This is a genomic window from Glycomyces sp. NPDC047010 (assembly GCF_040644205.1).
Classification (GTDB): domain Bacteria; phylum Actinomycetota; class Actinomycetes; order Mycobacteriales; family Micromonosporaceae; genus Glycomyces.
On record NZ_JBEYVY010000007.1, the window covers coordinates 104155 to 130814 of the forward strand.

Here is a 26660-nt window from a genome sequence, read left to right on the forward strand (position 1 = left end):
GCGCCGTCCCCTCACCTGAAATCGCGGGACGGCGCCGAAGGGCTGTTCAAGTCCAGCTCGATCAGCTTGTACGCCACGACCATCGGCATCGCGCTCGCGTGCGCGTCGACGGCCTTCTCCACCGTCCCCTTGATCCGCAGTGCCTTGGCCACGGTCGCGACCGACTGCCACCGCTTCCACAGCCCCTGCGAGCACACCACGTTCGCGATGCCCGTCTCGTCCTCCAGGCTCAGGAACGTCACGCCCTTCGCCGTGGACGGGCGCTGGCGGTGCGTCACGATCCCGGCGATCTCGACCCGCTTCCCGTCCTTCATGTGCGGCAGCCGCCGCGCCGGGAGCACCCCGTCGGCGTCCAGCCCCGCCCGCACCAGCTCCATCGGGTGCGTCTCCACCGACAGCCCCAGCCCCGTGTAGTCGGCGCGCGCCAGCTCGGCCGCGCTCATCCCCGGCAGCGTCGGCGGCGGCGCCGCGGGCCCGGTCCCCGGAAGCGTCCCGGGCCGCTCGTCCACCGTCCCCGCCGCCCACAGGGCCTTGCGCCGGTCCGCCTCCAGGCTCCCCAGCGCCCCGGCCACCGCGAGCTTCTCCATCCGGGCCCGGTCGATCCCGGCGCGCCGCGCCAGGTCCGCCAGCGACCCGAACGGCCCCGCCTCCCTGGCCGCCGCGATCCGCTTCCCCGCCTCCGCCCCGAGCCCCTTGACGTTGTCCAGCCCCAGCCGCAGGTCCGCGACTCCGTGCAGCGGCGCCGCGCACTCCCGTTCCGTCGCGATGAGGGACGCGACCTCCGCGCTGGCGTTCACGTCCGGCGCCAGCACCTCGATGCCGTGCCGCTGCGCGTCGGCGATGAGCGACGCGGGGGAGTAGAACCCCATCGGCTGGCTCGCCAGCAGCCCCGCGTAGAACGCCGCCGGGTAGTGGCACTTGAGCCACGCCGAGGCGTAGACCAGGTGCGCGAACGAGGCCGCGTGCGACTCGGGGAACCCGAAGTCCGCGAACGACTTCAGCTGGTCGTAGATCTGGTCCGCCTGCGCGCCGACGATGCCGTTCACCGCCATGCCCGCATAGAGGCGCGCCTTCAGCTCCTCCATCCGCTCGGCCGACCGCTTCGCCCCCATGGCCCGCCGCAGCCGGTCGGCCTCCCCGCCGTCGAACCCCGCGGCGACGATCGCGATCTGCATGAGCTGCTCCTGGAACAGCGGCACGCCGTACGTCTTGGCGAGCACCGGGTGCAGGATCTCCGGCACCTCGTGGCGCCACGCCTCCCCGTTGCGCCGCCGCAGGTACGGGTGGACGGCCCCGCCCTGGATGGGGCCGGGCCGGATGAGCGCGACCTCCGCGACGAGGTCGCGGAAGTTCTCCGGCCGCAGCCGCGGCAGCGTCGCCATCTGGGCCCGCGACTCCACCTGGAACACGCCCACGGTGTCGGCGCGCTGGAGCATCCCGAACACGGCCTCGTCCTCGGGCGGCAGGTGCGCGAGGTCCACGCGCGCCCCGTGGAACCCGGCCACGAGGTCCACCATGCGGTGCAGCGCCTCCAGCATGCCCAGCCCCAGCAGGTCGAACTTGACGAGCCCGGCGTCCGCGCAGTCCTCCTTGTCCCACTGGAGGACCGTGCGCCGCTCCATGCGCGCGGGCTCGACCGGCACGATCCGGCTCACCGGCTCTTCGGTGAGCACCATCCCGCCGGGGTGGATGCCGAGGTGCTGCGGCAGGTCCCGCAGCTCGCCCGCGAGGGCCTGCACGTCGGCCGGGATGCCCTCGGCCTCACCGGGGTCGATCCCGCTCCACCGGTGCAGCCGCTTCGACCAGGCCACCGCCTGGTCGTGCCCGTACCCCAGGGCCTTCGCCGCGTCCCGCACCGCCGACCGCGGCCGGTAGGTGACCACGTTCGCGACCAGCGCCGCCCGGTCGCGCCCGTACCGCTCGTACACGTACTGGATGACCTCCTCCCGGCGGCCCGACTCGATGTCCACGTCGATGTCCGGCGGGCCGTCCCTGTCGGCCGACAGGAACCGCTCGAACAGCAGCCCGAACCCGATCGGGTCCACGTTGGTGATGCCCAGGGCGTAGCAGACCGCGCTGTTGGCCGCCGATCCCCTTCCCTGGCAGAGGATGTCGTTGTCGACGCAGAACCGCACGATGTCGGCGACGATGAGGAAGTAGCCGCTGAAGCCCAGCGACTTCACGACCTCCAGCTCGTGCTCGATCTGCTCCCAGGCCCGCTTCGCGCCCGCGCCCCGCGGGCCGTACCGGCCGGTCGCGCCCGCCTCGGTCAGCTCCCGGAGGTACGAGAAGTCGTCGTGCCCGGCGGGGACCGGGAAGCGCGGGAGCCGCGGCGCCAGCAGCTTCAGGTCGAAGGCGCATGCGGCGGCGATCGCGGCGGCGCGCTCGACCGCCTCGGGGTGGTCGGCGAAGCGGCGGGCCATCTCGGCGCCGCTGCGCAGGTGCGCGGCGGCCGCGACGGGCAGGTGCGGGTCGATCCCGTCGAGGGTCCGCCGGGCCCGGATCGCGGCCAGCGCGGCGGCGGTGCCCTGGCGCCGGGGCGCGGCGTAGTGGACGTTGCCGGTGGCGACGACGGGCACCCGGCGCCGGCGTGCGAGGTCCGCGAGGACCTCGGTGCGCACGGTGTTCCCCGGGAGGCCGTGGTTGGTGAGCTCGACGGCGACGCTGTCGGCGCCGAAGTGCCCGATCAGCTCGCGCAGGGCCTTCTCGGCCGCGTCGGGGCCGCCCTCTCCGAGCGCCGAGTTGAGCGGGCCCTTGCGGCAGCCGGTGAGGATCTGCCAGCGCCCGTCCGCGTGCTCGGCGAGGCGTGCGAGGTCGTAGCGGGGGAGGTCCTTCTCCCCGCCTTCGAGCTTGGCCTCGGTGATGGCCTGCGAGAGGCTCCGGTAGCCGTGCTCGTCGCGGGCGAGGACGACGAGGTGCCGCCCGGCCGGGTCGGGCTGGCCGCGCCGGGGCCGCGGCAGCTCGACGCTGAGCTCTGCCCCGAAGACCGTGGGGATGCGTCCCCTTGCGACGGTTGCGAACTGGGAGACGGCGTAGAGGCCGTCGTGGTCGGTGATCGCGAGCCCGGTCAGTCCGAGCCGCTCGGCCTCGGCGACGAGGTCGGCGGGGGAGTCGGCGCCGTCGGCGAACGAGTAGTGCGAATGGCAGTGCAGTTCGGCGTAGTCAGTCATACCAGCCCACCGCCCGCCACCGCCCGCCTTCGCAGGCCAGGAGCGCGGCCCGGCCGTCGGACAGCTCCACCTGGAGCCGCGCGTACCGGCGGGACCGCCCGTCCCACCAGCGTTCGGACACCGGCCAGGGCCCCGCCCAGCCGCTGACGCGCAGGCGCCTGCCGCCCAGGGACACCGTCGCCGGGGTGGCGGACAGGTCGCCGCGGGCCAGGGCCCGCACCCGCGCCCCGGACGCGTCGAGCACCTCCACGTCCTCGCCCTCGCCGACGACCGCGGGGGGCGGCCCGGCGAGGATCCCCGGCCACGGGCCCGACGGCGCCGGGGGCGGCGGCTCGGCCTCCCAGGCGGCGGTGCCCGCGCGCTCGTCGAGGCCGCGGCCGTCGGTGCGCGCGGCGATCCGCACGGCCTCGGGCCCGAGCAGGGTCTGCGCGTGGCGGAGCGCGGCCTCGGCCCGGGCGGTGGCGGCGTCCTTGAAGTCCCACAGGCCCCGCGCGGCGTCGAGGACACCGATGAGGCCGCCGGGGGCGAGCGCGAGGACGGTCACGGCGTCGCCCTCCGTCCCGTCGTCCTCGCCCGCGGCGAGCCGCCAGCCTTCGAGCTGCCAGCGCACGCGCCGCGCCAGGTCCGCGGCGGTCGCGGCGGGATCGGTCTGCCAGGTCCGCTCCCGGACGAGGCCCGCGGCCGTGCGGGCGGTGACGGTGAGGCGCGTGCAGGTGAGGTGGTGCGCGTCCAGGACGGCGGTGAGCCGCTCGGCCAGGGGCCGGGCGGCGACGACGGCCTGCTCGACCGTGGCGAACGGCGTCTCGGGGACGGCTTCGACGCTGAACTCGGGGACGGCCGGGAGCGGGACCAGCGGTCGGACGAGCTCCCCGGCCGCGAGCCGCTGGGCGCGGCGCACCTGGGGGCCGAAGCGCTCGGCGACCGCCGCGGCGGGGAGCGCGGTGAACGCGCCCAGCGTGTCGATCCCCAAGTGCCGCAGGGTCTCGCAGTCCTCCGGCTCCACCAGGCCGGTGAACCGCAGGTCGGTGACGTCGCGCCCGGCGAGGAACGCGGCGTCGCCGCCGCGCGGCACGATCCGGCCGTCCTGCGCGGCCAGGACCGCCGCGAACAGGCCGTCGGCCACCCCGGTGAGGCAGTCCTGCCCGACCAGGCCGGTGACGGTGTCGATGAGCCGCTCGCAGAACACGGCCTCGTCGCCGGCCCCGGCGCGCAGCGGCACCGCCGCGATGCCGGGCTCCAGGACCTCGACGTACGGGGTGAGCAGGTCGAGCGCGTCGAGCACGGGGGCGAACCCGGCGGCGTCCTCCTCGTCCCAGTCCGGCAGTCGCGCCACGAGGGTCCGGCTCGGGGCCCGGCCGCTCACGGGCACTCGCCCCAGCTCCACGGCGTGGCGGGGCCCGCCGGGTCCCCGCCGTAGGGCCAGACGCGGGCGCGGTGCGCGCCGCCCGAGCGCCAGTGCGCGGTCACGTCGAGCTCGCAGGCGTCCAGCCCGCCGGAGCCCCAGAGGCGGCCGGTGTTGGCGCGCAGGCCCTTCCAGTCGGCGCGGGTGACCTTGAGCCGGGCGTCGGGCCCGGCGACGGGGCGGGTCTCCCACCAGATGATGGCGGTGCCGCCCTTGCGGGCGCGGGCGGTCAGGCGCCGGGCCTGCGGCGGGGTGAGGCCGTCGCTGGGGACCACCATCGCGGCGACCCCTTCGGCGAGCGCCCCCGCGGCGTCGGCGATCCGCGGGCCGGCGGCGCTGACGAACGCGATGCGCCCCAGGTCGGCCCCGGCGGCCTCGGCGGCGAGCGGATACCGGTCGGGCATCCCGACCAGCGCGCACCACGCCCCGGCGCCGGTCGGGCCGGCGAGGAGGCGCCACAGGAGGGAGGTCGCGCCGCGGCGGTCGGCGGTGATGGCGGTCACGGTTGCGAGTCCGCCGTGGGGGAGGAGCCCGGAAATGTCGGGGGTGACGGGCAGGATGGTCTTCGGGGGCCCAGTGGGCGCCGCGGAGCGGCTCTCGCCCTGCCCGGGCGCCGCCGGCGTGCCGGCGGCGGGACGCACCGCGCCCGGCGCGGCCGCGGCGACGGCCCCCGCGTCGGCGGCGCGGCGCAGGTCCGCGCCGGTGCGCAGGCCGAGCTCAGCGGCCAGTGCGGCCGCGACTGTGGTCGCCACCAGAACCCCCGTGCTGTGTCGAACATGTGTACCAAGATCAACTTACCGAACGCGGACGCCCGCGCAACTTAAAACGGGTGTTCGATAAATCTCGCGCGAGGGGTGTGCCCGACGCCATGTCACCCGGACGGGTGACAATGCGGCCGCGACCCCCGCGCGGCCCGCTTTTCTGTCGGACCCCCGGGCAAGGATCGCCGCCATGGTCCCCTGGGTGGGTGGGGGCTAGGGACGGCTATACGGCCTGCGGCACTGAACGCTACTAATCGAGACATAGCTATATAGGAAAGTCTGTGCTAAGGTCTGACTACTTCTTGCAAGACCTGCAAGAAACCATCTGGGAACGGCAAGAACCGACGAGACCGACAACCACGCCCCACAGGAGCCCGACATGACCCGCGGACCCCGCCGCCGTTCCCGGCTGCTCGCCGCCGTCCTCGCACTGGCCGCCGCGCTCATGGCGCTCGCGGCCGTCCCCGCCGCGACGGCCGCCGCCACCACCGCCACCGTCTACTACCGCGCCGCCTCCGGCTGGAGCGCCGCCAACATCCACTACGCCCCCGACGGCGGCGCCTGGACCGCCGTCCCCGGCGTCCCCATGACCGCCGCCTGCACCGGCTGGTACACCCGCACCATCGACCTCGGCACCGCCAGCGGCGCCCAGGTCGTCTTCAACGACGGCGCGGGCACCTGGGACAACAACGGCGGCGCGAACTACCGAATCGGCTCCGGCGACGTCACCGTCGCGGGCGGCCAGATCGGCGCCGGGAACCCCTGCGGGGGAGCAGAAGCCGTCGTCTACTACGACCTCACCTCCATGGGCTGGACCCAGGCGTACCTCCACTACGCGCTCGCGGGCGTCTGGACCACCGCCCCCGGCACCGCCATGGCCGAGCCCGCCTGCGCCGGGTGGGCCCGCCTCACCGTCCCCCTCGGCTCCGCGACCGGCCTGACCGCCGCGTTCAACAACGGCGGCGGCGTCTGGGACAACAACGGCGGCGGCGACTACGCGATCGGCGAGGGCCTCACCCTCGTCTCCGACTCCGAGGTCACTACTGACGCGGCCGACCCGTGCGAGGCCGCCGAACCCGACACCGTCGCCCCCGCCGCCCCGACCGGCGTCACCGCCACGGTCAACGCCACCACCGTGATCCTGTCGTGGACCGCCGCCACCGACGACGTCGGCGTCACCGGCTACCGCCTCACCCGCACCTCCGCCGACGGCACCGTCACCCGCACCACCGCCGCCACCAAGTTCACCGACGCGAACCTCGACCCGAACACCGCGTACGCCTACACCGTCGCCGCCTACGACGCCGCGGGCAACACCTCGACCGCCACCACCGCCGTCACCGCGACCACCGGCGACGCCCCGCCCGCCGCCGCGGGCGGCGAGATGCTCGGCGGCGACCCCCGCCAGGACCCCATCTACTTCGTCATGACCGCCCGCTTCTACGACGGCGACGAGTCGAACAACCGCGGCGGCGCCAAGCACGAGACCTCCGGGAACGCCGAGTACGACGACCCGATGTTCCGCGGCGACTTCTCCGGCCTCATCGAGCGCCTCGACTACATCAAGGCCCTCGGCTTCTCCGCCGTGTGGATCACCCCGGTGGTCCTCAACCGCTCCGACTACGACTACCACGGCTACCACGGGTACGACTTCTACGAAGTGGACGCCCGCCTCGAATCCGAAGGGGCCTCCTACCAGGACCTCATCGACAACGCTCACAACCGAGACATGAAGATCTACCAGGACGTGGTCTTCAACCACTCCTCCCGCTGGGGCGCGGTCGGCCTGGAGACGCCCACCGTCTACGGCGTCCAGGACGACCAGTGGGGCGACTTCTACGACGACTACAACCCCGACTTCACCTACGACGGCCTCGCCGTCGAGCCGAACTCCGGCCGCTCCTACTACAACGGCGACCTCTGGTCCACCGCCGAGCCCGCCGGCAACACCTGCCGCAACTGGGGCGTCTTCTCCGGCAACTACAGCGCCGAAGGCTGGAAGGTCTACAACTGCCAGTGGCCCAGCCCCACCTCCGGCATGTTCTCCTCCGCGAACTACCACCAGTGCTGGATCGGGAACTGGGAGGGCGAGGACGCCCGCTCCTGCTGGATCCACGAGGACCTCGCCGACTTCAACACCGAGAACGAAGCGGTGCAGGAGTACCTGATCGGCGCCTACGAGCAGTACATCGACATGGGCGTCGACGGCTTCCGCGTCGACACCGCCGTCCACATCCCCCGCGTCACCTGGAACCGGGTCTTCCTCCCCGCGCTCCAAGACCACCTGGTGGAGAAGTACGGCGAGGAGAAGGCGCAGGACTTCTACATCTTCGGGGAGGTCGCCGCGTTCGTCCACGACCGCTGGAACCGCGGCTCGGTCAACCACTCCGCGCAGTTCTACACCTGGCAGGAGCGCCGCGAGTACTCGGCGGACGACGTGGCCGCCGCGATCGAGCAGTACGACTGGGAGAACGCCCAGGGCACCGAGAACCAGCCGACCAGCGACAACGCGTTCCTCGACGGGAACGCCTACCACGCGCCCGACCACTCGCAGTTCTCCGGCATGAACATCATCGACATGCGCATGCACATGAACTTCGGGGAGGCGTCGAACGCGTTCTTCAACGGCAAGGACTCCGACGCCTGGGTCAACGACGCCACGTACAACGCCGTCTACGTCGACTCGCACGACTACGGCCCCAACAAGTCCAGCACCCGCTACGCCGGGGGCACCGACGCCTGGGCCGAGAACATGAACCTCATGTGGACGTTCCGCGGCATCCCGACCCTGTTCTACGGCTCCGAGATCGAGTTCCAGGCGGGCGTGCGCATCGACTGCGGGCCCACCTGCCCGCTCGCCGAGACGGGCCGCGCCTACTACGGCGACCACCTCGAAGGCACGCTCGCCGTGAGCGACTTCAGCGAGGTCACCTCCGCGACCGGCGCGATCGCGACCACCCTCGACCAGCCGCTCGTGCAGCACCTCCAGCGCCTCAACGAGATCCGCCGGGCCGTCCCGGCGCTCTCCATGGGGCAGTACTCCACCGAGGACGTCAGCGGCGGCATCGCGTTCAAGCGCCGCTACACCGACGCGGCCACCGACAGCTTCGTCCTCGTCGCCATCACCTCCTCCGCCACGTTCTCGAACATCCCCAACGGGACCTACACCGACGCCGTCACCGGCGACGTCAAGACGGTCACGAACGGGACGCTGACCGCCACCGTATCCGGGCAGGGCGACATGGCCGCCTACGTGCTCGACACCGCGCTCACCGACGCCCCCGGGCAGGTCGGCGACGACGGGCCCTACCTGAACTGAGTCCGCACCGGAGACCTTGCCGCCCAGAACGACCGGGCCGGCCGCGGGGCGACCCCCCGCGGCCGGCCCGGTCGCATGGACAAGAGAAGCAGTCGGATCGTCAGTCGATCGTGTGGCCGCCGTTGACGGTCAGGCGCTGGCCCGTCACGAACGCCGCCGCGTCGGAGGCCAGGTAGGACACCGCGGCCGCGACGTCCTCGGGGACGCCCATGCGCCCCATCGGGACGTCGGCGAGGTACCCCGCCACGTCCGCGTCCGTCAGCTCCCCGTGCCGCTCCACCGGCGTCCACCCTGGCGCCACCAGGTTCACGGTGATCCCGTCCGGCCCCAGCTCCCGCGCCCACGAGCGCGTCAGCCCCCACTGGGCGCCCTTCGCGGCCACGTACGCCGACCAGCCCGGCAGCGCCCGCTCGAACATGTCCGAGCCGATCTGCACGACCCGCCCGCCGCCCGCGGCGCGCATGTCCGGGAGGAACGCGCGCAGCAGGAGCGTCGGGCTCTTCACGAAGAACTCCAGCTGCGCGAGGTGGTCGGCCCATTCGAGCCGGTCCACGGGAGTCTCGGGCTGCGGGCCGGTCGCGTTCGCCACCAGCACCGTCACGGGGCCGAGTTCGGCGCGGACCCGGTCCGCGAGGTCGGCGACCGCGGCCTCGTCGGTGACGTCGGCGCCGAACGCGGCCGCGGTGCCGCCCGCGGCGCGGATGTCGGCGACGACCTTTTCGGCGCCTTCCCTGCTGGTCCCGTAGTTGACGGCGACGGCGTGCCCGTCGGCGGCGAGGCGGCGGGCGATGACCGCGCCGAGCCCGCGGGAGGCGCCGGAGACGAGTGCGACGGGCATGAGCGGACCTCCAAGTCGGCGGACCGCGCTTCGGCCCGGTCGAACCTAGCCGCCGCCGAACCGGTGCGGCAACCGCGGTCCCGCCCTCAGAGACGCCGAGAGGCGGCGCCCGGGACCGGGCGCCGCCTCTCGTTCAGTGATCTAGCAGCCGATGTTGTCGAAGCGGTCGGTGGTCACGTTCACGACCGCCGGGCGCGGGATCGAGCCGGGGCCGTCGGGCCACTCCGAGAGCGGGTTGTCGTAGGACGCGCCGGAGAGCTCGCCCGGGTGCTGGGCCGCGACCAGGATGTGCTTCTCCTGGACGACCGGGCCGCAGGTCTCGGCGCCGATCGGCACGGTGAGGAACTGCTTGGTCAGGCCGCGGTAGCGCCCTTCGAGGGCGACGGCGAACAGGCCGTCGTTCGAGCCGAGCGCGTTGCCGTCGGTGGAGATCCACAGGTTCCCGTACGGGTCGAACGCCACGTTGTCGGGGCAGGAGATCGGGGAGACCTGGTCCTTCGGGAAGCCCCCGAAGTAGGTGTCGGCCGCGGCCGGGTCGCCGCAGACCAGCAGCAGGTTCCAGCCGAACGTCAGGGACGTGGGGTCGTCGCGGCGCTCGGTCAGCTCCAGGATCTGGCCGTGCTTGTTCGCGTTGCGCGGGTTCGCCTCGTCGGCCTTCGCGTTCGAGCCGGTGCCGCGGTTGGTGTTGTTCGTGAGCGCCACGTACACCTTGCCGGTCTTGGGGCTCGGCTCGACGTCCTCGGGGCGGTCCATCTTGGTCGCCCCGACCTTGTCGGCGGCCTGGCGGGTCCACACGTAGACCTCCTCGGCCGAGAAGCCGTCCACGTACGACGTGGTCCCGGACGCGAGCTTGATCCACTCGCCGGAGCCGTCGAACTGGCCGTCGGAGGGGAGCGCGCCCGTGCCGTCGATCTCGGCGGCGGGGCTGTCGCCGGTGAACCGCGCGACGTACAGGGTGCCCTCGTCGAGGAGCTTGCGGTTGTGCTCGCGGGCGCGCCGCGAGTTCCCCGACTTCATCTTCTCCTTGGACACGAACTTGTACATGTAGTCGAAGCGCTCGTCGTCGCCCATGTAGACCACGACGCGGCCGTCGCGCGCCAGGCGCGGGCCCGCGCCCTCGTGCTTGAAGCGGCCCAGCGCGGTCCGCTTGCGCGGCGCCCACTCGGGGTCGTAGGGGTCCAGCTCCACGATCCACCCGAACCGGTTGGGCTCGTTGGGCTCCTGGGCCAGGTCGAAGCGCGGGTCGTACTGCTCCCACTTGCGCGCCGACGCCCCGCCGGAGAAGCCGTAGCGGGCGAGCTTCGCCTTCTGGTCGGCGTCGGTCATGGTCGCGAAGTTCGCGAAGTACTGGTTGAAGTTCTCCTCGCCCGAGAGGATCGTGCCCCACGGGGTGGTCCCGCCCGCGCAGTTGTTCAGCGTGCCCAGCGCGGTCGCGCCCTCGGCGTCGGCGGTGGTCTTCAGCAGGTCCGAGCCCGCGGCCGGGCCGGAGATCACGAACGGCGTCTCGGCGGTGATGCGGCGGTTGAGCTCGTCGCCGACGACGGGGGTCAGGGCGCCGGTGCGGCGGTCCTCCTTGACCGTGACGACCGACAGGCCGTGCGCGGCCAGGCCGATGCGGATCTGGTCCTCGGTGGGGGCGGCCTCGTCGTAGTCCGGGAGCATGGAGCTCTCGGTGGTGTACTCGTGGTTGCACACGAGGACCTTCTTGCGGCGGTCGTCCGGGTGGTCGAGCAGCGCCGTGTAGTCGTTGTTGTAGCCGAACTGGCCGGCCTGCGACTCGGGCGTCTGGTTCTCGGGGTCGAACTCCGGCGCACCGTCGAGGATCGGGTCGCCCCAGGCGATCACGACCTGCGGCTCGTACCCGTCCGGCACGGACACGGCGTCGGCCCGGTTCGGCGCGACCGCGTCGAAGTCCAGGCCCTTCGGGCCGCGGCCCCAGCGCGTCGCCGACGAGGCGCCGTCGGTCTCGGCGGCCGCGGCGGAGCCCGCGAGCGCACCGGTGGCGCCGACGACCAGGCCCGCCGCCACGCCGCCCTTGAACAGGCCGCGGCGCGAGACGGCCTTGGCGATCACGTCGCCCAGGTACTCGTTGTCGGAGGTGTTCGGCACGTCGTGGCTGCACGCGTCGCCGCAGCGGTACTTGCACGTCAGCGCCGAGCGCCCGCCGTGCACCGACGGGAAGACCTGAAGGCGGCGTCGTTCCGGGATCTGGGGTTGCATTCGCTTCTCCATGGCAGTCCGATGGGGAACGCGGGCGGGGGTCGTCGCGTTCGGTTGTCTCTCGCCCCGGACGCTATGCGGCACGGGTGAGCGGTTCCACCAACGTCGAATGAACACCAGGAGAACGCCCTCGCCACGGTATAGAGGAATCGACCGAGGCGAGGGCGAAACGGATCAGTCCGCGGCGCCCGCCCCGGCCCGCACCGGCGTCTCCTTCAGGCCCAGCCGCTCGGTCGGGACCTTGAACGTCTCGCGCGCGGTGAACACCGCGATCGCGTTGACCAGGCACATGACCGCGGTGAACACGGCCACGCGCACCCACGCGCCCTTGTCGGCGCCCTCCAGGGCGACCGCGATCGTGGGCAGGAACCCGCTGATCGCGAACCCGATCTGCGTGCCGATCGCCATGCCCGACAGGCGCACGCGCGCGGTGAACATCTCCCCGTAGAACGACGGCCAGGTCGCGTTCGCCGCCTGGTACACGAGCCCGAACAGGACGATCCCGAGCCCGAAGATGAGCGCCCAGTTCCCGACCGAGATCGCCCACAGGTACGGGAAGATGAGCACCCCGCACCCGAGCGATCCGAACAGGAACACCGGCTTGCGCCCGAACCGGTCCGCGGCCCCGCCCCACAGGGGGATGAGCGCGACCGCGAGGAGGTTCGCCGCGACGCCGACCCACAGCATCGGGGTCCGCTCCAGGCCCACGGTGTTCACCGCGTACGTCAGTGCGTAGACGGTGAAGATCGTGGACACCGACGCGATGAGCGCCGCGCACACCACGCGCAGCACGTCGGCCCAGTGGTCGCGCATGAGGACCGCGAGCGGCAGCTTCACGGTGTTCCCGGCCTTGGCCTCGTCCTCGAAGACCGGGGTCTCCTCGATGCGGCGGCGGATGATGTACCCGACGACGACCATGATGACGCTGGCCCAGAACGGGATCCGCCAGCCCCACGACAGGAGGTCCTCCTCGGGGAGGGCCGCGACGGGCAGGAACGCGGCGGTGGCGATGAGCTGCCCGGCCTGCGTGCCGCTGAGCGTCCAGGACGTGAAGAACGCCCGCCGGTGCGCAGGCGCGTGCTCCAGGCTCATCGAGTTGGCGCTGGCCTGCTCGCCCGCGGCCGACAGGCCCTGGAGGAGCCGCAGGGTGACCAGCAGGATCGGCGCGGCGACACCGATGGTCTCGTAGCTGGGGAGGCAGCCGACGAGGAACGTGGTGGCGCCCATGAGGAGCAGCGTGAACACCAGGACCCGCTTGCGGCCGAAGCGGTCGCCGACGTGGCCGAGGATGACCGCGCCGATGGGGCGGGCGGCGTAGCCCACGCCGAAGGTGCCGATGGCGAGGAGGGTGCCGGTCGCGGCGTGCTCGGTGGGGAAGAAGACCTTCCCGAACACGAGGGCGGCGGCGGTCCCGTAGATGAAGAAGTCGTAGTACTCCAGGGCGGAGCCGATCCAGGCGGCGACGGCGGTGCGCCTGGGCTTGCCGCGGTGGTCGGGGCCCGGCGGTCGGGGGGCGGGGTGGTCGGACACGGTGATCTCCTTGCGCCATTGCAGGGGCGGCGGGGGGTGCCAGCCGTTCACCACAGGTGATGAACGTACTGGATAGTTATGTACTGCTTGGTTAATCCCCGATCATTCGCCAGCGCGGCGGCGCTGTCAAGAGGGTGCAGGGCACGGAAACGCGCAGGTCGGCACCCGACAGGCATTGCGGCCCATCGATGTTGCGGGAGTTGCGGGTGTGGTCAGCGCTTGGCGAGGTGCTCGACGACGAGGTCGCCGAGCATGGCCCGGTAGTGCTCGCGGCGGCCCGGGTCGAGCAGGTCGCGGCCGAAGATCGTGCTGAACGTGTGCCGGTTGGCGATGCGGAAGACGCAGTAGGCGCTGATGAGCATGTGGACGTCGAGGGCGTCCACGTCCTCGCGGAGCACGCCCTCGGCGCGGCCGCGTTCGAGGATCCGGCCGATGACGTCGAGGACCGGCGCGGACAGGCCGGGGAGCATCGCGGACTGGGCGAGGTGCTTGGCGCCGTGGATGTTCTCGATGGAGACCAGGCGGATGAAGTCGGGGTGCGACTCGTGGTGGTCGAAGGTGAGCTCGGCGAGTTCGCGCAGGGCGGCGAGCGGGTCGAGGTGCTCGACGTCGAGGCCGCTCTCCAGGGACCGGATCACCGAGTACGCCTGTTCGAGGACGGCGAGGTAGAGGCCCTGCTTGGACTCGAAGTAGTAGTAGATCATCCGCTTGGTGGTGCGGGTCTTCGCGGCGATCTCGTCGACGCGGGCGCCCGCGTAGCCGTTGGCGGCGAACTCGCTCGTGGCGACTTCGAGGATCTCGGCCCGGGTGCGCTGGGGGTCGCGGACGCGGTCGGCGGCCGGGGCGGTCTCTCGGGTGCTCAAGCGGGACCTCATGTCGGGGGAGTGGCGGAACCGCAACTGTAACTCGCGAGGCCGCGGAGCGGCTGGACGGAGTCGGCCGCGCCGTTCCCGCCGGGCCCCCTTTTCAAACGGGCGCAAGGTTGCTAGGTTGAAGTAACTAGTTCGTACAAAGAAGCCGAACGGCGAGGAGACCCCGTGCCCACAGACTTCGGCGCTCCCGGCGCGCACCTCATCGGCCTCGTCGGCGCCGGGATCGGGCCCTCGCTCAGCCCCGCGCTCCACGAGCGCGAGGCCCACGAACTGGGCCTGCGCTACCAGTACCGGCGCCTCGACCTCCTCGAACTCGGGGTCGGGCCCGACCGGATCGGCGACCTGCTCGCGGCCGCGCGGCTCACCGGCTACACCGGGCTGAACGTCACCCACCCCGTCAAGCAGGCCGTCATCGCCCACCTCGACGCGCTCTCGGAGGAGGCCGCCGTCCTCGGCGCGGTGAACACCGTCCTGTTCAAGGGCGGCAAGGCCGTCGGCTACAACACCGACGCCTCCGGGTTCGCCCGCAGCGCCATGGGCGGCCTCGCCGGGGCCCGCCTCGACCGCGTCGTGCTCCTCGGCGCGGGCGGCGCCGGCGCGGCCGTCGCCCACGCGCTGCTGGGCATCGGCGCCGGGCACGTCCACGTCCTCGACCTCGACGCGCACCGCAGCGCCCGCCTCGTGGACGCCCTCGGCGCCCACTTCGGACGCGAGCGCATCACCGCCGGGCCCGCGGGCGGCTTCGCGGCCGCGCTCGAAGGTGCCGACGGCCTCGTCCACGCCACGCCCACCGGCATGGCCGCGCACCCCGGCACCGCCGTCCCGCCCGAACTCCTGCACCCGGGCCTGTGGGTCGCCGAGGTCGTGTACTTCCCCCTGGAGACCGAGCTGCTCGCCGCCGCCCGCGCCGCCGGATGCCGCGTCCTGGACGGCGGCCGCATGGCCGTCTACCAGGCCGTGGACTCCTTCCGGCTGTTCACCGGCACCGAACCCGACGCGGACCGGATGCTCCGCCACTTCGACGCGCTCGCCGCCGCCCGCTGAGGAGGAACCCCGTGCACCCCATGGGCATCGCCACCGTGTGCCTCTCCGGCACCCTCGACGACAAGCTCACCGCCGCCGCGGCCGCCGGCTTCGACGGCGTCGAGATCTTCGAGCCCGACCTCGTCGCGGCCGCCGACACCCCCGAGGACGTGCGCGCCCGCTGCGCCGACCTCGGCCTCACCATCGACCTGTACCAGCCGCTGCGCGACTTCGAGGCCGTCCCGCCGCCGCTCCTGGCCGCGAACCTGCGCCGGGCCGAGCACAAGTTCCAGGTCATGGAGCGCCTGGGCGCCGACCTCCTCCTCGTGTGCTCCACCGTCCACCCGGACTCAGTGGACGACGACGACCTGGCCGCCGAGCACCTGCACCTCCTCTCCGAGCGCGCCGCCGCCCACGGCGTGCGCATCGCCTACGAGGCCCTCGCCTGGGGCCGCCACGTCTCGACCTTCGACCGGGCCTGGCGGATCGTCCGACGAGCCGACCACCCCTCACTCGGCCTGTGCCTCGACAGCTTCCACATCCTCTCCCGCGGGTCCGACACTTCGGCGATCCGCGTGATCCCGCCCGAGAAGCTGTTCTTCCTCCAGCTCGCCGACGCCCCGCGCCTGGACATGGACGTCCTCCAGTGGAGCCGCCACCACCGGCTGTTCCCCGGCCAGGGCGCGTTCGACCTCGCCGCGTTCCTGCGCACCGTCCTGGACACCGGCTACACGGGGCCGCTCTCGCTCGAAGTCTTCAACGACGTGTTCCGCCAGTCGGACCCGCGCGTCGCCGCCGTCGACGCCCTGCGGTCGCTGCTCGGCCTCCAGGAGGGCGCCTCTGTGGACACCGCACTGCCCGCGCCGCCGCGCCTCGACGGCGTCGCGTTCGTGGAGATCGGCGCCGGTCCCGGCGCCGACGCCGAGGTCGCCGGGGCCCTCGACGCGCTCGGCTTCACCCGCAGCGGCGAGCACCGCTCCAAACCCGTGGACCTGTGGGAGCAGGGGAGCGCCCGCATCCTCGTCAACCGGGCCGCCGCGGCCGAGGGTGCGACCGCGGTCGCCGCCATCGCCGTCGAGAGCACCGACCCGCCCGCCTCGGCCCGCCGGGCCGAACGGCTCCTCGCCCCGATCCTGCCGCGCCACACCCAAGCCGGTGAAGCGGACCTCGCCGCCGTCGCCGCCCCCGGCGGCACCTCGGTGTTCTTCTGCCGCACGTTTTTCAGCGGCACTGACTTCAGCGGCACCGACTTCAACGGCACTGACACCGACGCGGGCTGGCGCGCCGACTTCGCCCCGACCGGCGCCCCCGCCGAGACCGGCGCGGGCCTCCACAGCGTCGACCACGTGGCCCTGACGCAGCAGACCGACGACTTCGACGGCGCGGCCCTGTTCTACCGCACCGTCTTCGGCCTCGACCCCGAGACGCCCGCCGAGGTCGCGGCCCCCTTCGGGCTCATGCGCAGCCTCGCGCTGGCCGACGCCCGGCACCGGGTCCGGATCGCCCTGAGCGTCGCGGCGGTCCGCCGGGGCGGCTGGGCCCCCGCCGTCCCGCACCCGCAGCACGTCGCCTTCGCGACCGACGACATCACCGCGGCCGCAACGCGGCTGCGCGCCGCCGGGCTGCTTTTGGAGATCCCCGCGAACTACTACGAGGACCTCGACGCGCGCCTGGCCCCGCCGCCCGAGCGCCTCGACCTGCTGCGCGACCACGAGCTCCTGTACGACCGCGACGCGGACGGCGAGTTCCTGCACTGCTACACGCCCGTGCTCGGCTCCCGCGTCTTCTTCGAGGTCGTGCAGCGCACCGGCGGGTACCTCGGCTACGGCGCCCTGAACGCCCCCGTCCGCATGGCCGCCCACCGCCGCGACCGCCTGCGCCGCAGCGCATGAGGGCCCGGGCCGAGAGGCCCGGGCCCCTACCGTCCTATTCGAGCTTCTCGAACCAGAACTCGTGCTTGAGGAACGACGTGTCGTACTCGTGCCCCGGATACGGCGGCATCAGCTGCGACGCCTGGAACAGCCGCCAGCCGTCCCGCAGCGCCTCCACGCCCGTGTCGTACGGCGGCAGGTCGCTGTCGCCCGTCGTCGGGTCGGTCTTGCCGGTGCCGTCGTAGAAGGACCACGCGAGGACCTCCGAGTCGAGCCCCGACGTGTTCAGGTACATCACAAGGACTTGCTGCTTCATGCGGCCCTCCCCGGGCGGTTGGCGACGCGCGTCGCCCACAGGTCGATGTCGAACGAGGCGTTCCCGGTCAGGGCCCGCCACAGCTTGATGCGGTTGTAGACCTCCAGCCGCCCGGTGGCGTGCTCGCACCACGGGAAGTACACCGACAGCTCCTCGGCGATCCGCGGGTCTTCCAGGTCCGCGGTGTCCCACAGCCGCACCTGCGGCACCGTCGGGTTGAACCGGATCTTGTACATGTAGCGGCGGGTGTCGGAGTCGTTGCGCCGCCCCCCGTGCCAGATACCGTGGTGCAGCAGCACCACCGTCCCGGCCGGGCACGTCAGCCGCGTCTGGCCGCGCAGGTTCTGGTACCGCCCGGTGTCGGACTCGTTGGTGCGGCGCAGGTGCGAGCCGGGCACGGACAGGGTGCCGCCCATGGTCCCGGTGACCTCGTGCGGGTAGTACATGAGCTGCACGTCGAACGCGTCCGCGCGGGTGTCGATGATCGCGTCGCCGTGGAGCGGCTGGGCCGACCCCTCGTGCGGCTCGCGCACATGCAGCGCCTGGTGGTCCACGAGCGGGTCGGGGCCGACGAGGCTGCGGAGCGCCCCGGCTACCGCCGGGACGTCGAGCAGGCGCCGCGGGAACGACCCCTCCTCGAACACCTTCGCGACCGGCTCGCCCCGGTAGACCACCGGGACTCCGGCGTCGAAGGCGTCTATGGCCGCTTCGTTCAGCTCGGCGGGGACGACGGCGTCCATGCGGTGGAAGCCGTGCGCGACGAACCGCGCGACCTCGACCGAGGACAGCAGATGATCAGTGGTTGCCATGCACCGACCCTACGAACTATCCTCGGCCCTGTCGTTGGCCGTAATCACCGACTGGTGGTCGATTCTCCCCATGCAGCGCGTCCGTCTCCACCTCGCCTCCCCGCCCGCCACCGTCCAGGCCGGGGTCGGCCTCCACGGCCGAGGCATCGACGAGGAGCGCTTCCGCCTCCCCGACCTGTGGCAGCTCCACCTCTACGACTACGAGGCCGACCTCCACGTCGGCGGCACCCGCCACGCGATCCGCCCCGGCCGCATCAGCCTCATCCCGCCCGACACCGAGGCCCTGTTCCGCTACCGCGGCCCCTCCGAGCACCTCTACGTCCACTTCCGACTCGCCGAGGCCGGTGCGGCGCACGAGGTCCCCGTCATGCGCGACGCCGGGGACGCCCGCGCCGCCGTCGCCGAGGCCCTCCGCCGGGCCGTCGCCGCCCAGCCCCGCACCCCCGCCCGCGCCGCCGCCGAGGTCTGGACCGTGCTGTGGCGCCTCACCGAGCTCCCGGCCGAACCCGGGCACCACCCCGCCGTCGCCGCCGCCCTCGCCCACATCGAGGCGAACCTCCCGCGGCCCCTCACCGTCCCCGGCATCGCCGCCGCGGTCGGCCTGTCCCACAACCACCTCACGCGCCTGTTCGGCGCCGCCACCGGCACCACGGTCGTCGCCCACATCCGCCGCAGGCGTCTCGAACGCGCCCGGCACCTGCTCACCGAGTCGACCCTGTCGATCGCGGCCGTCGCCGCCGCCGTCGGCGTGCCAGACCTCCAGGCGTTCAACAAGGCGTGCCGCCGCGAACTCGGCGCCCCGCCCCGCGCGATCCGCGCCGCCGGGCGCCCCCAAGCGGGGTTACCGGCCGGTTCACGACCTGGTATCTTCACGAACGTAACTCACGTCACGTTCGGAGGTGCCCGTGGCCGCCATACCGCGCCTGCCCGAGGGATTCGTCTGGGGGACCGCCACCTCGGCGTTCCAGATCGAAGGGGCCGTGGACGAGGACGGGCGCGGCCCGTCCGTCTGGGACGCGTTCACCGCGACGCCCGGGAAGGTCCGCGACGGCCACACCGCCGCCACCGCCTGCGACCACTACCACCGCTACGAAGAGGACGTCGCCCTCCTGCGCCGCCTCGGCGCCGACGCCTACCGCTTCTCCATCGCCTGGCCCCGCGTCCAACCCGACGGACAAGCGGTCAACGAACCCGGCCTCGCGTTCTACGACCGCCTCGTCGACGCCGGCGTCACCCCCATGCCCACGCTCTTCCACTGGGACCTCCCGCAGGCCCTCGAAGACCGCGGCGGCTGGCTCGACCGCGACACCGCCCACCGCTTCGCCGCCTACGCCGCCGCGGTCGCCGACCGCCTCGGCGACCGCGTGCGCCACTGGATCACCCTCAACGAGCCCTTCGAGCACATGGCCCTCGGGTACGCCCTCGGCCAGCACGCCCCCGGCCACACCTACCTCCTCGACGCGCTCCCCGCCGCCCACCACCAGCTCCTCGGCCACGGCCTCGCCACCGCCGCCCTCCGCGCCGCCGGAGCCCCCCACGTCATGCTCACCAACTCCTACACCCCCGCGATCCCCTACAGCGGCAGCGAAGCCGACACCGAGGCCGCCCGCGCCTACGACACCCTCCACCGCCGCCTCTTCACCGACCCCGTCCTCCTCGGCGCCTACCCCGACCTCGACGGCTTCGGCCTCGCCGGGCCCCTCCCGTTCGTCAAGGACGGCGACCTCGACGCCATCAAGGCCCCCATCGACGGCCTCGGCGTCAACTACTACAACCCCACCCGCGTCACCGTCCCCGAGCCCGGCACCACCCCGCTCCCCTTCGAACTCGCCGAGTTCGAGCACGTCAACACCACCGACTTCGGCTGGCCCGTCATCCCCTCCGGCCTCACCCAGACTCTCCTGGAGCTCACCGCCGACTACGGCCCCGCCCTCCCGCCCCTGTGGGTCACCGAGAACGGCTGCTCCTACGACGTCGAGCCCGACGCCGACGGCCGCATCCGCGACCAGGCCCGCATCGACTACCTCGAAGCGCACGTCAAGGCCGTCGCCGCCGCCGTCGAGCAGGGCGCCGACGTCCGCGGGTACCTGGTGTGGAGCCTCCTCGACAACTTCGAGTGGGCCGAGGGCTACCACCAGCGGTTCGGCCTCGTCCACGTCGACTTCGCGACCCTGACCCGGACCCCGAAGGACTCCTTCGACCGCTACGCGGCCCTCATCGCCGAGCAGCGGCGATGACCACCGCCCCGCCCGCCCCCGACGCCCCCGAAGCCGCTCCCGCCGCCGCGCTGGCCGAACCCGTGCGCAACGTCGGCCGCGTCTGGATCGGCGGCATCACCACCGCCATGCTCGGCCTCTACATGGCGTTCTTCACCCCCATCCAGGTGCTCCTGCCCCTGCAGCTCGAAGCGATCGACGAGGACGGGAAGGTCGCCGCGTTCGGGCTCGTCACCGGCATCGGCGCGCTCGTCGCCGTCGTCGCCAACCCCCTCGCCGGGGCCCTCTCCGACCGCACCACCGGGCGCTTCGGCCGCCGCCACCCCTGGACCCTCGGTGGCGTCGTGGCCGGGGCGGCCGCCCTGTGCCTCCTGGGGTTCCAGACCTCCGTCCTCGGCGTCCTCGTGTGCTGGTGCCTCGCCCAGGCCGCCCTGAACGCCGGGTACGCCAGCCTCAACGCCGGCATCCCCGACCACGTGCCCGTGCGCCAGCGGGCCGTCGTCTCCGGCTGGATCGGCTTCCCGCAGGCCCTCGGGCTCGTCGTCGGCGCCGTCATCGTCACCATGCTCGTGACGGACCTTTCCATGGGCTACATCGTGATCGGCCTCGCCGCGGCCGCGATGGCCCTCCCGTTCATCCTCGCCACGCCCGACCCGCCCCTGCCGCGCCGCGCCCGCCCGCCGTTCTCCTGGCGGGCCGTGCTCGACACGTTCTGGGTCTCCCCGAAGGCCCACCCCGACTTCGCGTGGGCCTGGTTCACCCGGTTCCTCGTGATGCTCGGCAACGCCACCGGGACGCTCTACCTGCTGTACTTCCTCGACGACGCCGTCCACTACCCCGACCCCGAGCAGGGCGTGCTCATCCTGACACTCCTGTACACCGGCGGCGTCATCGCCACGGCCGTCGCCGGAGGCGTCGTCTCCGACCGGATCGGGCGCCGCAAGGCCCTCGTCACCGCGTCCTCAGTGGTCATCACCGCGGCCGCGCTCATCCTCGTCTTCTGGCACACCTGGCCCGCGGCGATCGTCGCCGCCGCGGTCATGGGCGCCGGGTTCGGCGTCTACCTCTCGGTCGACCAGGCCCTCATCACGCAGGTGCTCCCCGCCGCCACCGACCGCGCCAAGGACCTCGGCATCATCAACATCGCCTCCACCGTCCCGCAGGTCCTCGGCCCGGCCCTGGCCGCGCCGATCATCGCCGGGTTCGGCGGCTACGCCGGGCTGTACGCCGTCGCCGCGGGCGTCACGCTCCTCGGCGGCATCCTGGTGTGGCCCATCAAGTCCGTGCGCTAGGCACCGGCCGCGACGGCCCGGTACCGCGAGGGCGCGATCCCGTACTCCTTCGCGAACGCCTGCCGCAGCGCCTCCGCCGAGGCGAACCCGCAGCGCGCGGCCACCCGCGCCACCGCCAGGTCCGTCGAGGACAGCAGCTGCGCCGCGGAGGTGACGCGGGCCTTCCTGACGTACCGGCCGGGCGTCTGGCGCAGGTGGGCGCGGAACAGCCGCGTCAGGTGCCGCGGGCTCACCCGCGCGAGCCGCGCCAGCGCCTCGGTCGACAGGTCCCCGTCGAGCGAGGCGGCGATGTGGTCGGCGACCTTGCGGACCGTGTCGTGGTCGGCGGGCGGCGCGGCGGTGAACATGCTCATCTGCGCCTGGTTCCCGGGCCGGTGCAGGTAGGTGACCATGGCGCGGGAGACCCAGCGGGCCATGTCGGCCCCGAAGTCGGCCTCGATGAACGACAGCGCGAGGTCGAGCGCGCTGGTGACCCCGGCCGCGGTGTAGACGTTCCCGTCCTTGATCCAGATCGGGCGCGGGTCCACTTCGACCTGCGGGAACTTCGTTGCGAGCTCGTCGGCGAAGCGCCAGTGGGTGGTCGCGCGCCGCCCGTCGAGGAGCCCGGCGGCGGCGAGGACGCTCGCGCCGGTGCACAGGGAGGCGACGCGCTCGCTCTCGCGGGCGAGGCGGCGCACGTGGCCGGTGAGCCGCTCGTCGTCGGCGGCGCCGGTGTGGCCGAGTCCGCCGGAGACGATGAGCGTGCCGACGGGGCCGCGGACGCGTTCGAGGACGGCCTGCCCGTTGAGGACGAGCCCGCTGGAGCAGGTGACGGGTCCGCCGCCGGGGGTGGCGAGGACGAGGTCGTAGCGGCAGGCGGGGTCGATGTGCCTGACGGCGTCGAGAGTGGTGGTGACGCAGGCGATGTCGAGGAGTTCGGCGTCGTCGTAGCCGACGACGACCACGCGGTGCGGGTCCATCCTCTCACTGTAGGTCCGGTCGGGCGGTGTCCGGAAGACGAGGTTCCCAAGATTTCGGACTTCGGCAGGTCGCGGGCTTGACCGGTGCGCGGGGGAGGCGGATCGTTGGGGGAGTCCGATACCCCCACCTGGTATACGAGGAGTCTCCAATGTCGACCGGCACCCCTGAGCTCACCGGGAACCGCCTGCTGCGGCTCTGGCCCGCCGCCGCGGGCATCGCCTTCGGCGCGTTCATCGCGTACGACCTCGCCTCCGGCGCCGACCTGGCGCCCGTCCTGACCGCCTCCGGGCTGGTCTACCTCGGCGCGGCCGCGCTCCAGCGGCCGCGCGCCGCCTGGCCGGTGTTCTGGGTGGCCTTCGTGGTCATCGGCGCCGCCGGGTTCACGCCCTGGGAGGACGCCACCACCTGGGTGCTCCTCGGCTTCGCCGCCGTCTTCGCGGTGTACGGCCTGGTCCGCGGGGCGACCCGCCCGTTCGAGGAGTTCCCGCTCCAGTCGCTGGCGATGGTCGCGTTCGGTGCGGCCTCTGTGGCGGTCCTGTTGATCGGCGGCGCCGCGGCCGCGTACATCGTGGCCGCGGGCCTGCTGGGCCACGCCGCGTGGGACGCCTGGCACCGGCACAACGGCCGCGTCGTGGTCCGCTCGATGACCGAGTTCTGCATGTTCCTCGACGTGATCGCCGCCGCGGCGATGGTCGTCGTCGCCGTGAACGGGTGAACGCGTAGGAAACCGTTGACAAATGTGCGCCCGATCTGCACCATTATATGAGCCCCATATATTGAAATGATTCGATGTGATCGGAAACCTCCGGTCGCATCGGCGCGTACCGAAGGCGGTTGAACATGAACGCACCCAAGGGCAGCACCAGGCGCACGGCCCTCAAGCGGCTCGCGGCGGCGGCGGGCGCCGCCGCGGCCGCGCCCCTCCTCGGCCCCCTCGACCCGGCACGGGCCGCCGACCAGGCCGCCGAGCAGATCGGCGCCGCGGCCTGGGAGTCCCTCATCGACGGCTCCTTCGCCAGCCGCGCCACCCTCGAAGCCTCCTGGAACTACCTGTACCCGTGGGGGTCCGACCACAACGGCACCGCCCGCATGTACGCGTCCTCAACGGACACCAACCACCTCTGGCTCTCGCCCAGCGGGGTCCTCAACCTCAAGGCCACCCGGATCACCTGGAACGAGGGGAACTCCAGCAAGGACCCGTACCTGCCGATCCGCTACCACTCCGCGGCGATGCACGCCAAGCGGCAGGTCCTCGTCAACGACACCTACCCGAACTGGGAGCTGCGCGGCCAGTTCCAGGCCCCCTCGGCGCCCGGCACGTGGCCGGCGTTCTGGATCACCGGGGCGAACTCCTGGCCGCCCGAGAGCGACATCCTGGAGTTCAAGGGCGACGCCCGGAACTGGTTCAACACCTACGACGGGGCCTGGGACAACACGATCGTCCCGGTCTCCTCGCCCGGCTCCTGGCACGAGTACCGGATCTGGATGACCAAGGCCAGCGCCACCGACGTGCAGATCCACTACTACCTGGACGGCACGTGGAAGGCCGCGCACACCGGCTCGAACTTCGTCGGCAAGGCCATGAACATCATCGTGAACCTCCAGATGGAGGGCTCCTCCGGCTCCTCGGGGCCCACCGGCGACACCCTCTACCGCGCCCAGAACGTCTACGTGGGGCGCACCAACAACGGCTGAATCGCCCGCCGCCCGGATCGCCTCGGTCCGGGCGGTGGCGCCCTGAGACCGTTTGCCCTACAATCTGGATCGACAACTGTAAATGCCTGGATTGCTGAGGAAAAATCTCTTCCCGGCATGCTCAGCGACCGGGCGCGTCCCAATGGAGTCGATATGCAATCGATTGCCCCAGCGCGCCTCGAAGGAGCACGCCCCCGGCGCGTGCTCACCGCGGCGCTCGCACTCCTCCTCGGCGCCGTCCTGGCCGCCACGACCGCCCTGTTCACCGCCTCAAGCGCGCAGGCGTTCGAGACCGGCGTCTGGTACAACGTCCAGTCCCGCCACTCCGGCCTCGTCCTCGGCATCCGCGCGGCCTCCACCGCCGCGGGCGCTGAGCTCGTCCAGTGGTCCTCGAACGGTTCGCAGGACCAGCAGTTCCGCTTCACCGACGCGGGCGGCGGCTACTACAAGATCCAGGTCCGCCTCTCCGGCATGGTCCTCGACGTCGCCGGCGGCTCCACCGCCGACGGCGCGAAGGTCCAGCAGTGGGGCGACGCGGGCTCGACCAACCAGCAGTGGCGCATCACCGAGAGCGGCGGGTACGCCACCTTCGTCAACCGCGCCTCCGGCAAGGCCCTCGACGTGTGGGAGTGGTCGACCGCCAACGGCGGCAGGATCTCCCAGTACACGGCCACCGGCGGCACCAACCAGCAGTGGAGGCTGCTGCCCGCCGAGCCCGACATCGACGCCGACATCGTGGTGGCCGCCGACGGCTCGGGGGACTACACCGGCGTCCAGGCCGCCGTCAACGCCGCGGCCTCCGGCTCGACGATCCTCATCAAGGCCGGGAACTACAAGGGCGCGGTCACCGTGCCCTCGTCCAAGACCGGCCTGACGTTCGTCGGCGCCACCGGCAACGCCGCCGACGTCGTGATCCACGAGAACCGCTGCGCGGGCTGCGACAACGGCTCGGGCGGCACGTGGGGGACCAGCGGCAGCGCCTCGGTCCTCCTGCAGGGCGCGAACTTCACCGCAGAGGACCTCACGTTCGCCAACACCTACGACGAGGCCGCGAACGGCAACAGCCAGGCCGTGGCCGTCAAGGTCCAGGGCGACCGCATGGTCTTCGACAACGTCCGCTTCCTCGGCAACCAGGACACCCTCCTGACCGACTCGTCCAGCGCCACCACCGTGTCGCGCCAGTACTACCACGACTGCTACGTCGAAGGGGACGTCGACTTCATCTTCGGGCGCGGCACCGCCGTGTTCGACGGGTGCACCGTCAAGTCCCTCACCCGCGGCTCCACCAGCAACAACGGGTACATCGTGGCGCCCAGCACCGAGATCACCAACCCGTACGGGATGCTCTTCTACCAGTGCACCCTGACCACCAACGCCCCCAACAACTCCGTGTACCTGGGCCGCCCGTGGCCCGCCGGGGGCTCCACCACCGCGCGCGGCCAGGTCCTCTACCGCGAGACCTACATCGGCGCGCACATCCGCACGGCCGAGCCGTGGTCGGACATGTCCGGTCTGGCCTGGGAGGACGCGCGCCTGCGCGAGTACCAGAACACCGGGCCCGGCGCGACGGTGAACGCCAACCGGCCGCAGATGTCCGCCAGTGAGGCCGCCAACTACGAGATGGTCGACTACCTGCGCGGTTCCGACGGCTGGAACCCGATCCGCTGACCGCCGGTGCGCATCGCCGGGCCACTACGATCCGGTGATGCGCACCGACCCCCGCCTCCTCCCGTGACCGCGTTCCTCGCCGGGCTCGCCCTCGGGCTCGCGCTCATCGTCCCGATCGGGGCCCAGAACGTCTTCGTGTTCGGCCAGGGCGTCTCGCTCGGGATGCCGCGGGCGCTGTGGGCCGTGACCGGGGCGGGCCTGTGCGACACGCTCCTCATCGTCCTCGGCGCGACCGGGGCCTCCGCGCTCCTGGACTCCGTCCCGGGCCTGCGCCCCGCGATGCTCGCCGCCGGCGCCCTGTTCCTCACGTACCTCGGTGTGAAGTCCCTGCGCGCCAAGCCCGCCGACATCGCGGACGAGGCGGGGACCTGGTCCCCGGGCCGCACGCTGCGCCGCACCGCCGCGGTGTCGCTGCTCAACCCGCACGCCGTCCTCGACACCGTGGGCGTCCTCGGCGCGGCCATCGCCGCGCAGGCCGCCGCCTCGCGCACGGTCTTCGCGACGGGGGCCGTCACCGCCTCCTGGGTGTGGTTCCTGATCCTCGCCGGGGCCGCGACGGGCCTGCGGCGCTTCATGACCAAGGAGCGGCGCGTCTGGTTCGACCGCGCGTCCGGCGTCATCCTGCTCGTGTTCGCGGCCTGGCTCGCGTACGAGTTCGTGAGAATCCTGGTGTGAGGCTTGGGAGCGATTGACAAAGT

The 26660-nt window shown here is 72.7% G+C and carries 19 protein-coding genes and 1 pseudogene; 10 read left to right on the plus strand and 10 right to left on the minus strand.

All coding sequences use genetic code 11. The features are described from left to right. Nucleotides 1-11: 11 nt before the first annotated feature. The 3 genes from AB0A65_RS15710 to AB0A65_RS15720 are packed head-to-tail and all read right to left on the minus strand — an operon-like array spanning nt 12 to nt 5324. Nucleotides 12-3170 carry an error-prone DNA polymerase gene (locus AB0A65_RS15710; RefSeq protein WP_359951801.1) on the minus strand — a complete coding sequence of 1053 codons (3159 nt, stop codon included), beginning with the start codon at nt 3168-3170 and terminating at the stop codon, nt 12-14. Beyond that, a complete protein-coding gene (locus AB0A65_RS15715; protein ID WP_359951803.1) occupies nt 3163-4503 on the minus strand; it encodes a DNA polymerase Y family protein in 1341 nt (446 codons plus the stop codon). The genes AB0A65_RS15710 and AB0A65_RS15715 overlap by 8 nt, the downstream gene beginning before the upstream one ends. 26 nt (nt 4504-4529) lie before the next feature. Further along, entirely contained in the window at nt 4530-5324 is a 795-nt protein-coding gene (locus AB0A65_RS15720; protein WP_359951805.1) for a hypothetical protein, read from the minus strand. 388 nt (nt 5325-5712) lie between these two features. Here AB0A65_RS15720 and AB0A65_RS15725 point away from each other — a divergent pair, with 388 nt between their 5' ends. Next, nucleotides 5713-8652, plus strand: coding sequence for a carbohydrate binding domain-containing protein (locus tag AB0A65_RS15725; RefSeq protein WP_359951807.1), 2940 nt, complete (start codon nt 5713-5715; stop codon nt 8650-8652). Nucleotides 8653-8752: 100 nt separating this feature from the next. Here the strand turns inward: AB0A65_RS15725 and AB0A65_RS15730 are convergent, their stop codons facing one another. The 4 genes from AB0A65_RS15730 to AB0A65_RS15745 form a co-directional block, all read right to left on the minus strand. After that, nucleotides 8753-9490 carry an SDR family oxidoreductase gene (locus tag AB0A65_RS15730; RefSeq protein WP_359951809.1) on the minus strand — a complete coding sequence of 246 codons (738 nt, stop codon included), beginning with the start codon at nt 9488-9490 and terminating at the stop codon, nt 8753-8755. 141 nt (nt 9491-9631) lie between these two features. After that, complete coding sequence (locus tag AB0A65_RS15735) at nt 9632-11710, minus strand: PhoX family phosphatase (RefSeq protein ID WP_359951811.1); 2079 nt, start codon at nt 11708-11710, stop codon at nt 9632-9634. A 174-nt stretch (nt 11711-11884) separates the two neighbouring features. Beyond that, the gene (locus tag AB0A65_RS15740) at nt 11885-13240 is read right to left on the minus strand and encodes an MFS transporter (protein WP_359951813.1); all 1356 of its coding nucleotides are present in this window, start codon (nt 13238-13240) and stop codon (nt 11885-11887) included. Between the two features lie 212 nt (nt 13241-13452). Next, nucleotides 13453-14115, minus strand: a complete 663-nt coding sequence (locus tag AB0A65_RS15745; protein ID WP_359951815.1) for a TetR family transcriptional regulator — start codon at nt 14113-14115, stop codon at nt 13453-13455. Between the two features lie 162 nt (nt 14116-14277). On the opposite strand from AB0A65_RS15745, the gene AB0A65_RS15750 reads away from it, so the two are divergent. Together AB0A65_RS15750 and AB0A65_RS15755 are read left to right on the plus strand one after the other, a co-directional pair. Continuing rightward, nucleotides 14278-15156 carry a shikimate dehydrogenase gene (locus AB0A65_RS15750; protein WP_359951817.1) on the plus strand — a complete coding sequence of 293 codons (879 nt, stop codon included), beginning with the start codon at nt 14278-14280 and terminating at the stop codon, nt 15154-15156. A 20-nt stretch (nt 15157-15176) separates the two neighbouring features. After that, nucleotides 15177-17027, plus strand: a complete 1851-nt coding sequence (locus AB0A65_RS15755) for a TIM barrel protein (RefSeq protein ID WP_359952219.1) — start codon at nt 15177-15179, stop codon at nt 17025-17027. A 34-nt stretch (nt 17028-17061) separates the two neighbouring features. Here AB0A65_RS15755 and AB0A65_RS15760 read toward each other — a convergent pair whose 3' ends face one another. Together AB0A65_RS15760 and AB0A65_RS15765 are read right to left on the minus strand one after the other, a co-directional pair. Further along, the gene (locus AB0A65_RS15760; RefSeq protein WP_359951819.1) at nt 17062-17322 is read right to left on the minus strand and encodes a hypothetical protein; all 261 of its coding nucleotides are present in this window, start codon (nt 17320-17322) and stop codon (nt 17062-17064) included. Further along, a complete protein-coding gene (locus tag AB0A65_RS15765) occupies nt 17319-18131 on the minus strand; it encodes a phytanoyl-CoA dioxygenase family protein (RefSeq protein WP_359951821.1) in 813 nt (270 codons plus the stop codon). Before AB0A65_RS15765 ends, AB0A65_RS15760 begins: the two co-directional genes overlap by 4 nt. A gap of 367 nt (nt 18132-18498) precedes the next feature. Here AB0A65_RS15765 and AB0A65_RS15770 point away from each other — a divergent pair. The 3 genes and pseudogenes from AB0A65_RS15770 to AB0A65_RS15780 all read left to right on the plus strand — a co-directional run. After that, nucleotides 18499-18891 (plus strand): annotated as a pseudogene (locus AB0A65_RS15770) (helix-turn-helix domain-containing protein); the annotation flags it as partial. 145 nt (nt 18892-19036) lie between these two features. After that, on the plus strand, nt 19037-20368 hold the full coding sequence (locus AB0A65_RS15775) for a GH1 family beta-glucosidase (RefSeq protein WP_359951823.1): 1332 nt from the start codon (nt 19037-19039) through the stop codon (nt 20366-20368). After that, a complete protein-coding gene (locus AB0A65_RS15780; RefSeq protein ID WP_359952220.1) occupies nt 20365-21639 on the plus strand; it encodes an MFS transporter in 1275 nt (424 codons plus the stop codon). The genes AB0A65_RS15775 and AB0A65_RS15780 overlap by 4 nt, the downstream gene beginning before the upstream one ends. Here the strand turns inward: AB0A65_RS15780 and AB0A65_RS15785 are convergent. Beyond that, nucleotides 21636-22598 (minus strand): helix-turn-helix domain-containing protein, encoded by a 963-nt coding sequence (locus AB0A65_RS15785; RefSeq protein ID WP_359951825.1) that lies wholly within the window; start codon nt 22596-22598, stop codon nt 21636-21638. The genes AB0A65_RS15780 and AB0A65_RS15785 overlap by 4 nt on opposite strands. Before the next feature lie 149 nt (nt 22599-22747). On the opposite strand from AB0A65_RS15785, the gene AB0A65_RS15790 reads away from it, so the two are divergent. The 4 genes from AB0A65_RS15790 to AB0A65_RS15805 all read left to right on the plus strand — a co-directional run bounded on the left by AB0A65_RS15790 (nt 22748) and on the right by AB0A65_RS15805 (nt 26637). Then, nucleotides 22748-23314: a hypothetical protein gene (locus tag AB0A65_RS15790; RefSeq protein ID WP_359951827.1), complete on the plus strand. Its 567-nt coding sequence runs from the start codon at nt 22748-22750 to the stop codon at nt 23312-23314. Nucleotides 23315-23439: 125 nt separating this feature from the next. Next, the gene (locus AB0A65_RS15795; RefSeq protein ID WP_359951829.1) at nt 23440-24294 is read left to right on the plus strand and encodes a glycoside hydrolase; all 855 of its coding nucleotides are present in this window, start codon (nt 23440-23442) and stop codon (nt 24292-24294) included. Nucleotides 24295-24447: 153 nt separating this feature from the next. Further along, nucleotides 24448-25962 (plus strand): pectinesterase family protein, encoded by a 1515-nt coding sequence (locus AB0A65_RS15800; RefSeq protein ID WP_359951831.1) that lies wholly within the window; start codon nt 24448-24450, stop codon nt 25960-25962. Between the two features lie 63 nt (nt 25963-26025). Next, nucleotides 26026-26637, plus strand: a complete 612-nt coding sequence (locus AB0A65_RS15805) for a LysE family transporter (RefSeq protein WP_359951833.1) — start codon at nt 26026-26028, stop codon at nt 26635-26637. Nucleotides 26638-26660: the final 23 nt, after the last annotated feature.

Bases quoted from the DNA above. Each gene is read 5' to 3' on its own strand.
- AB0A65_RS15710 (WP_359951801.1), bottom strand. From the start codon at position 3,170: ATGACTGACTACGCCGAACTGCACTGCCATTCGCACTACTCGTTCGCC.
- AB0A65_RS15725 (WP_359951807.1), top strand. From the start codon at position 5,713: ATGACCCGCGGACCCCGCCGCCGTTCCCGGCTGCTCGCCGCCGTCCTC.
- AB0A65_RS15730 (WP_359951809.1), bottom strand. From the start codon at position 9,490: ATGCCCGTCGCACTCGTCTCCGGCGCCTCCCGCGGGCTCGGCGCGGTC.
- AB0A65_RS15735 (WP_359951811.1), bottom strand. From the start codon at position 11,710: ATGCAACCCCAGATCCCGGAACGACGCCGCCTTCAGGTCTTCCCGTCG.
- AB0A65_RS15745 (WP_359951815.1), bottom strand. From the start codon at position 14,115: ATGAGGTCCCGCTTGAGCACCCGAGAGACCGCCCCGGCCGCCGACCGC.
- AB0A65_RS15755 (WP_359952219.1), top strand. From the start codon at position 15,177: ATGGGCATCGCCACCGTGTGCCTCTCCGGCACCCTCGACGACAAGCTC.
- AB0A65_RS15760 (WP_359951819.1), bottom strand. From the start codon at position 17,322: ATGAAGCAGCAAGTCCTTGTGATGTACCTGAACACGTCGGGGCTCGAC.
- AB0A65_RS15765 (WP_359951821.1), bottom strand. From the start codon at position 18,131: ATGGCAACCACTGATCATCTGCTGTCCTCGGTCGAGGTCGCGCGGTTC.
- AB0A65_RS15780 (WP_359952220.1), top strand. From the start codon at position 20,365: ATGACCACCGCCCCGCCCGCCCCCGACGCCCCCGAAGCCGCTCCCGCC.
- AB0A65_RS15785 (WP_359951825.1), bottom strand. From the start codon at position 22,598: ATGGACCCGCACCGCGTGGTCGTCGTCGGCTACGACGACGCCGAACTC.
- AB0A65_RS15790 (WP_359951827.1), top strand. From the start codon at position 22,748: ATGTCGACCGGCACCCCTGAGCTCACCGGGAACCGCCTGCTGCGGCTC.
- AB0A65_RS15795 (WP_359951829.1), top strand. From the start codon at position 23,440: ATGAACGCACCCAAGGGCAGCACCAGGCGCACGGCCCTCAAGCGGCTC.
- AB0A65_RS15800 (WP_359951831.1), top strand. From the start codon at position 24,448: ATGCAATCGATTGCCCCAGCGCGCCTCGAAGGAGCACGCCCCCGGCGC.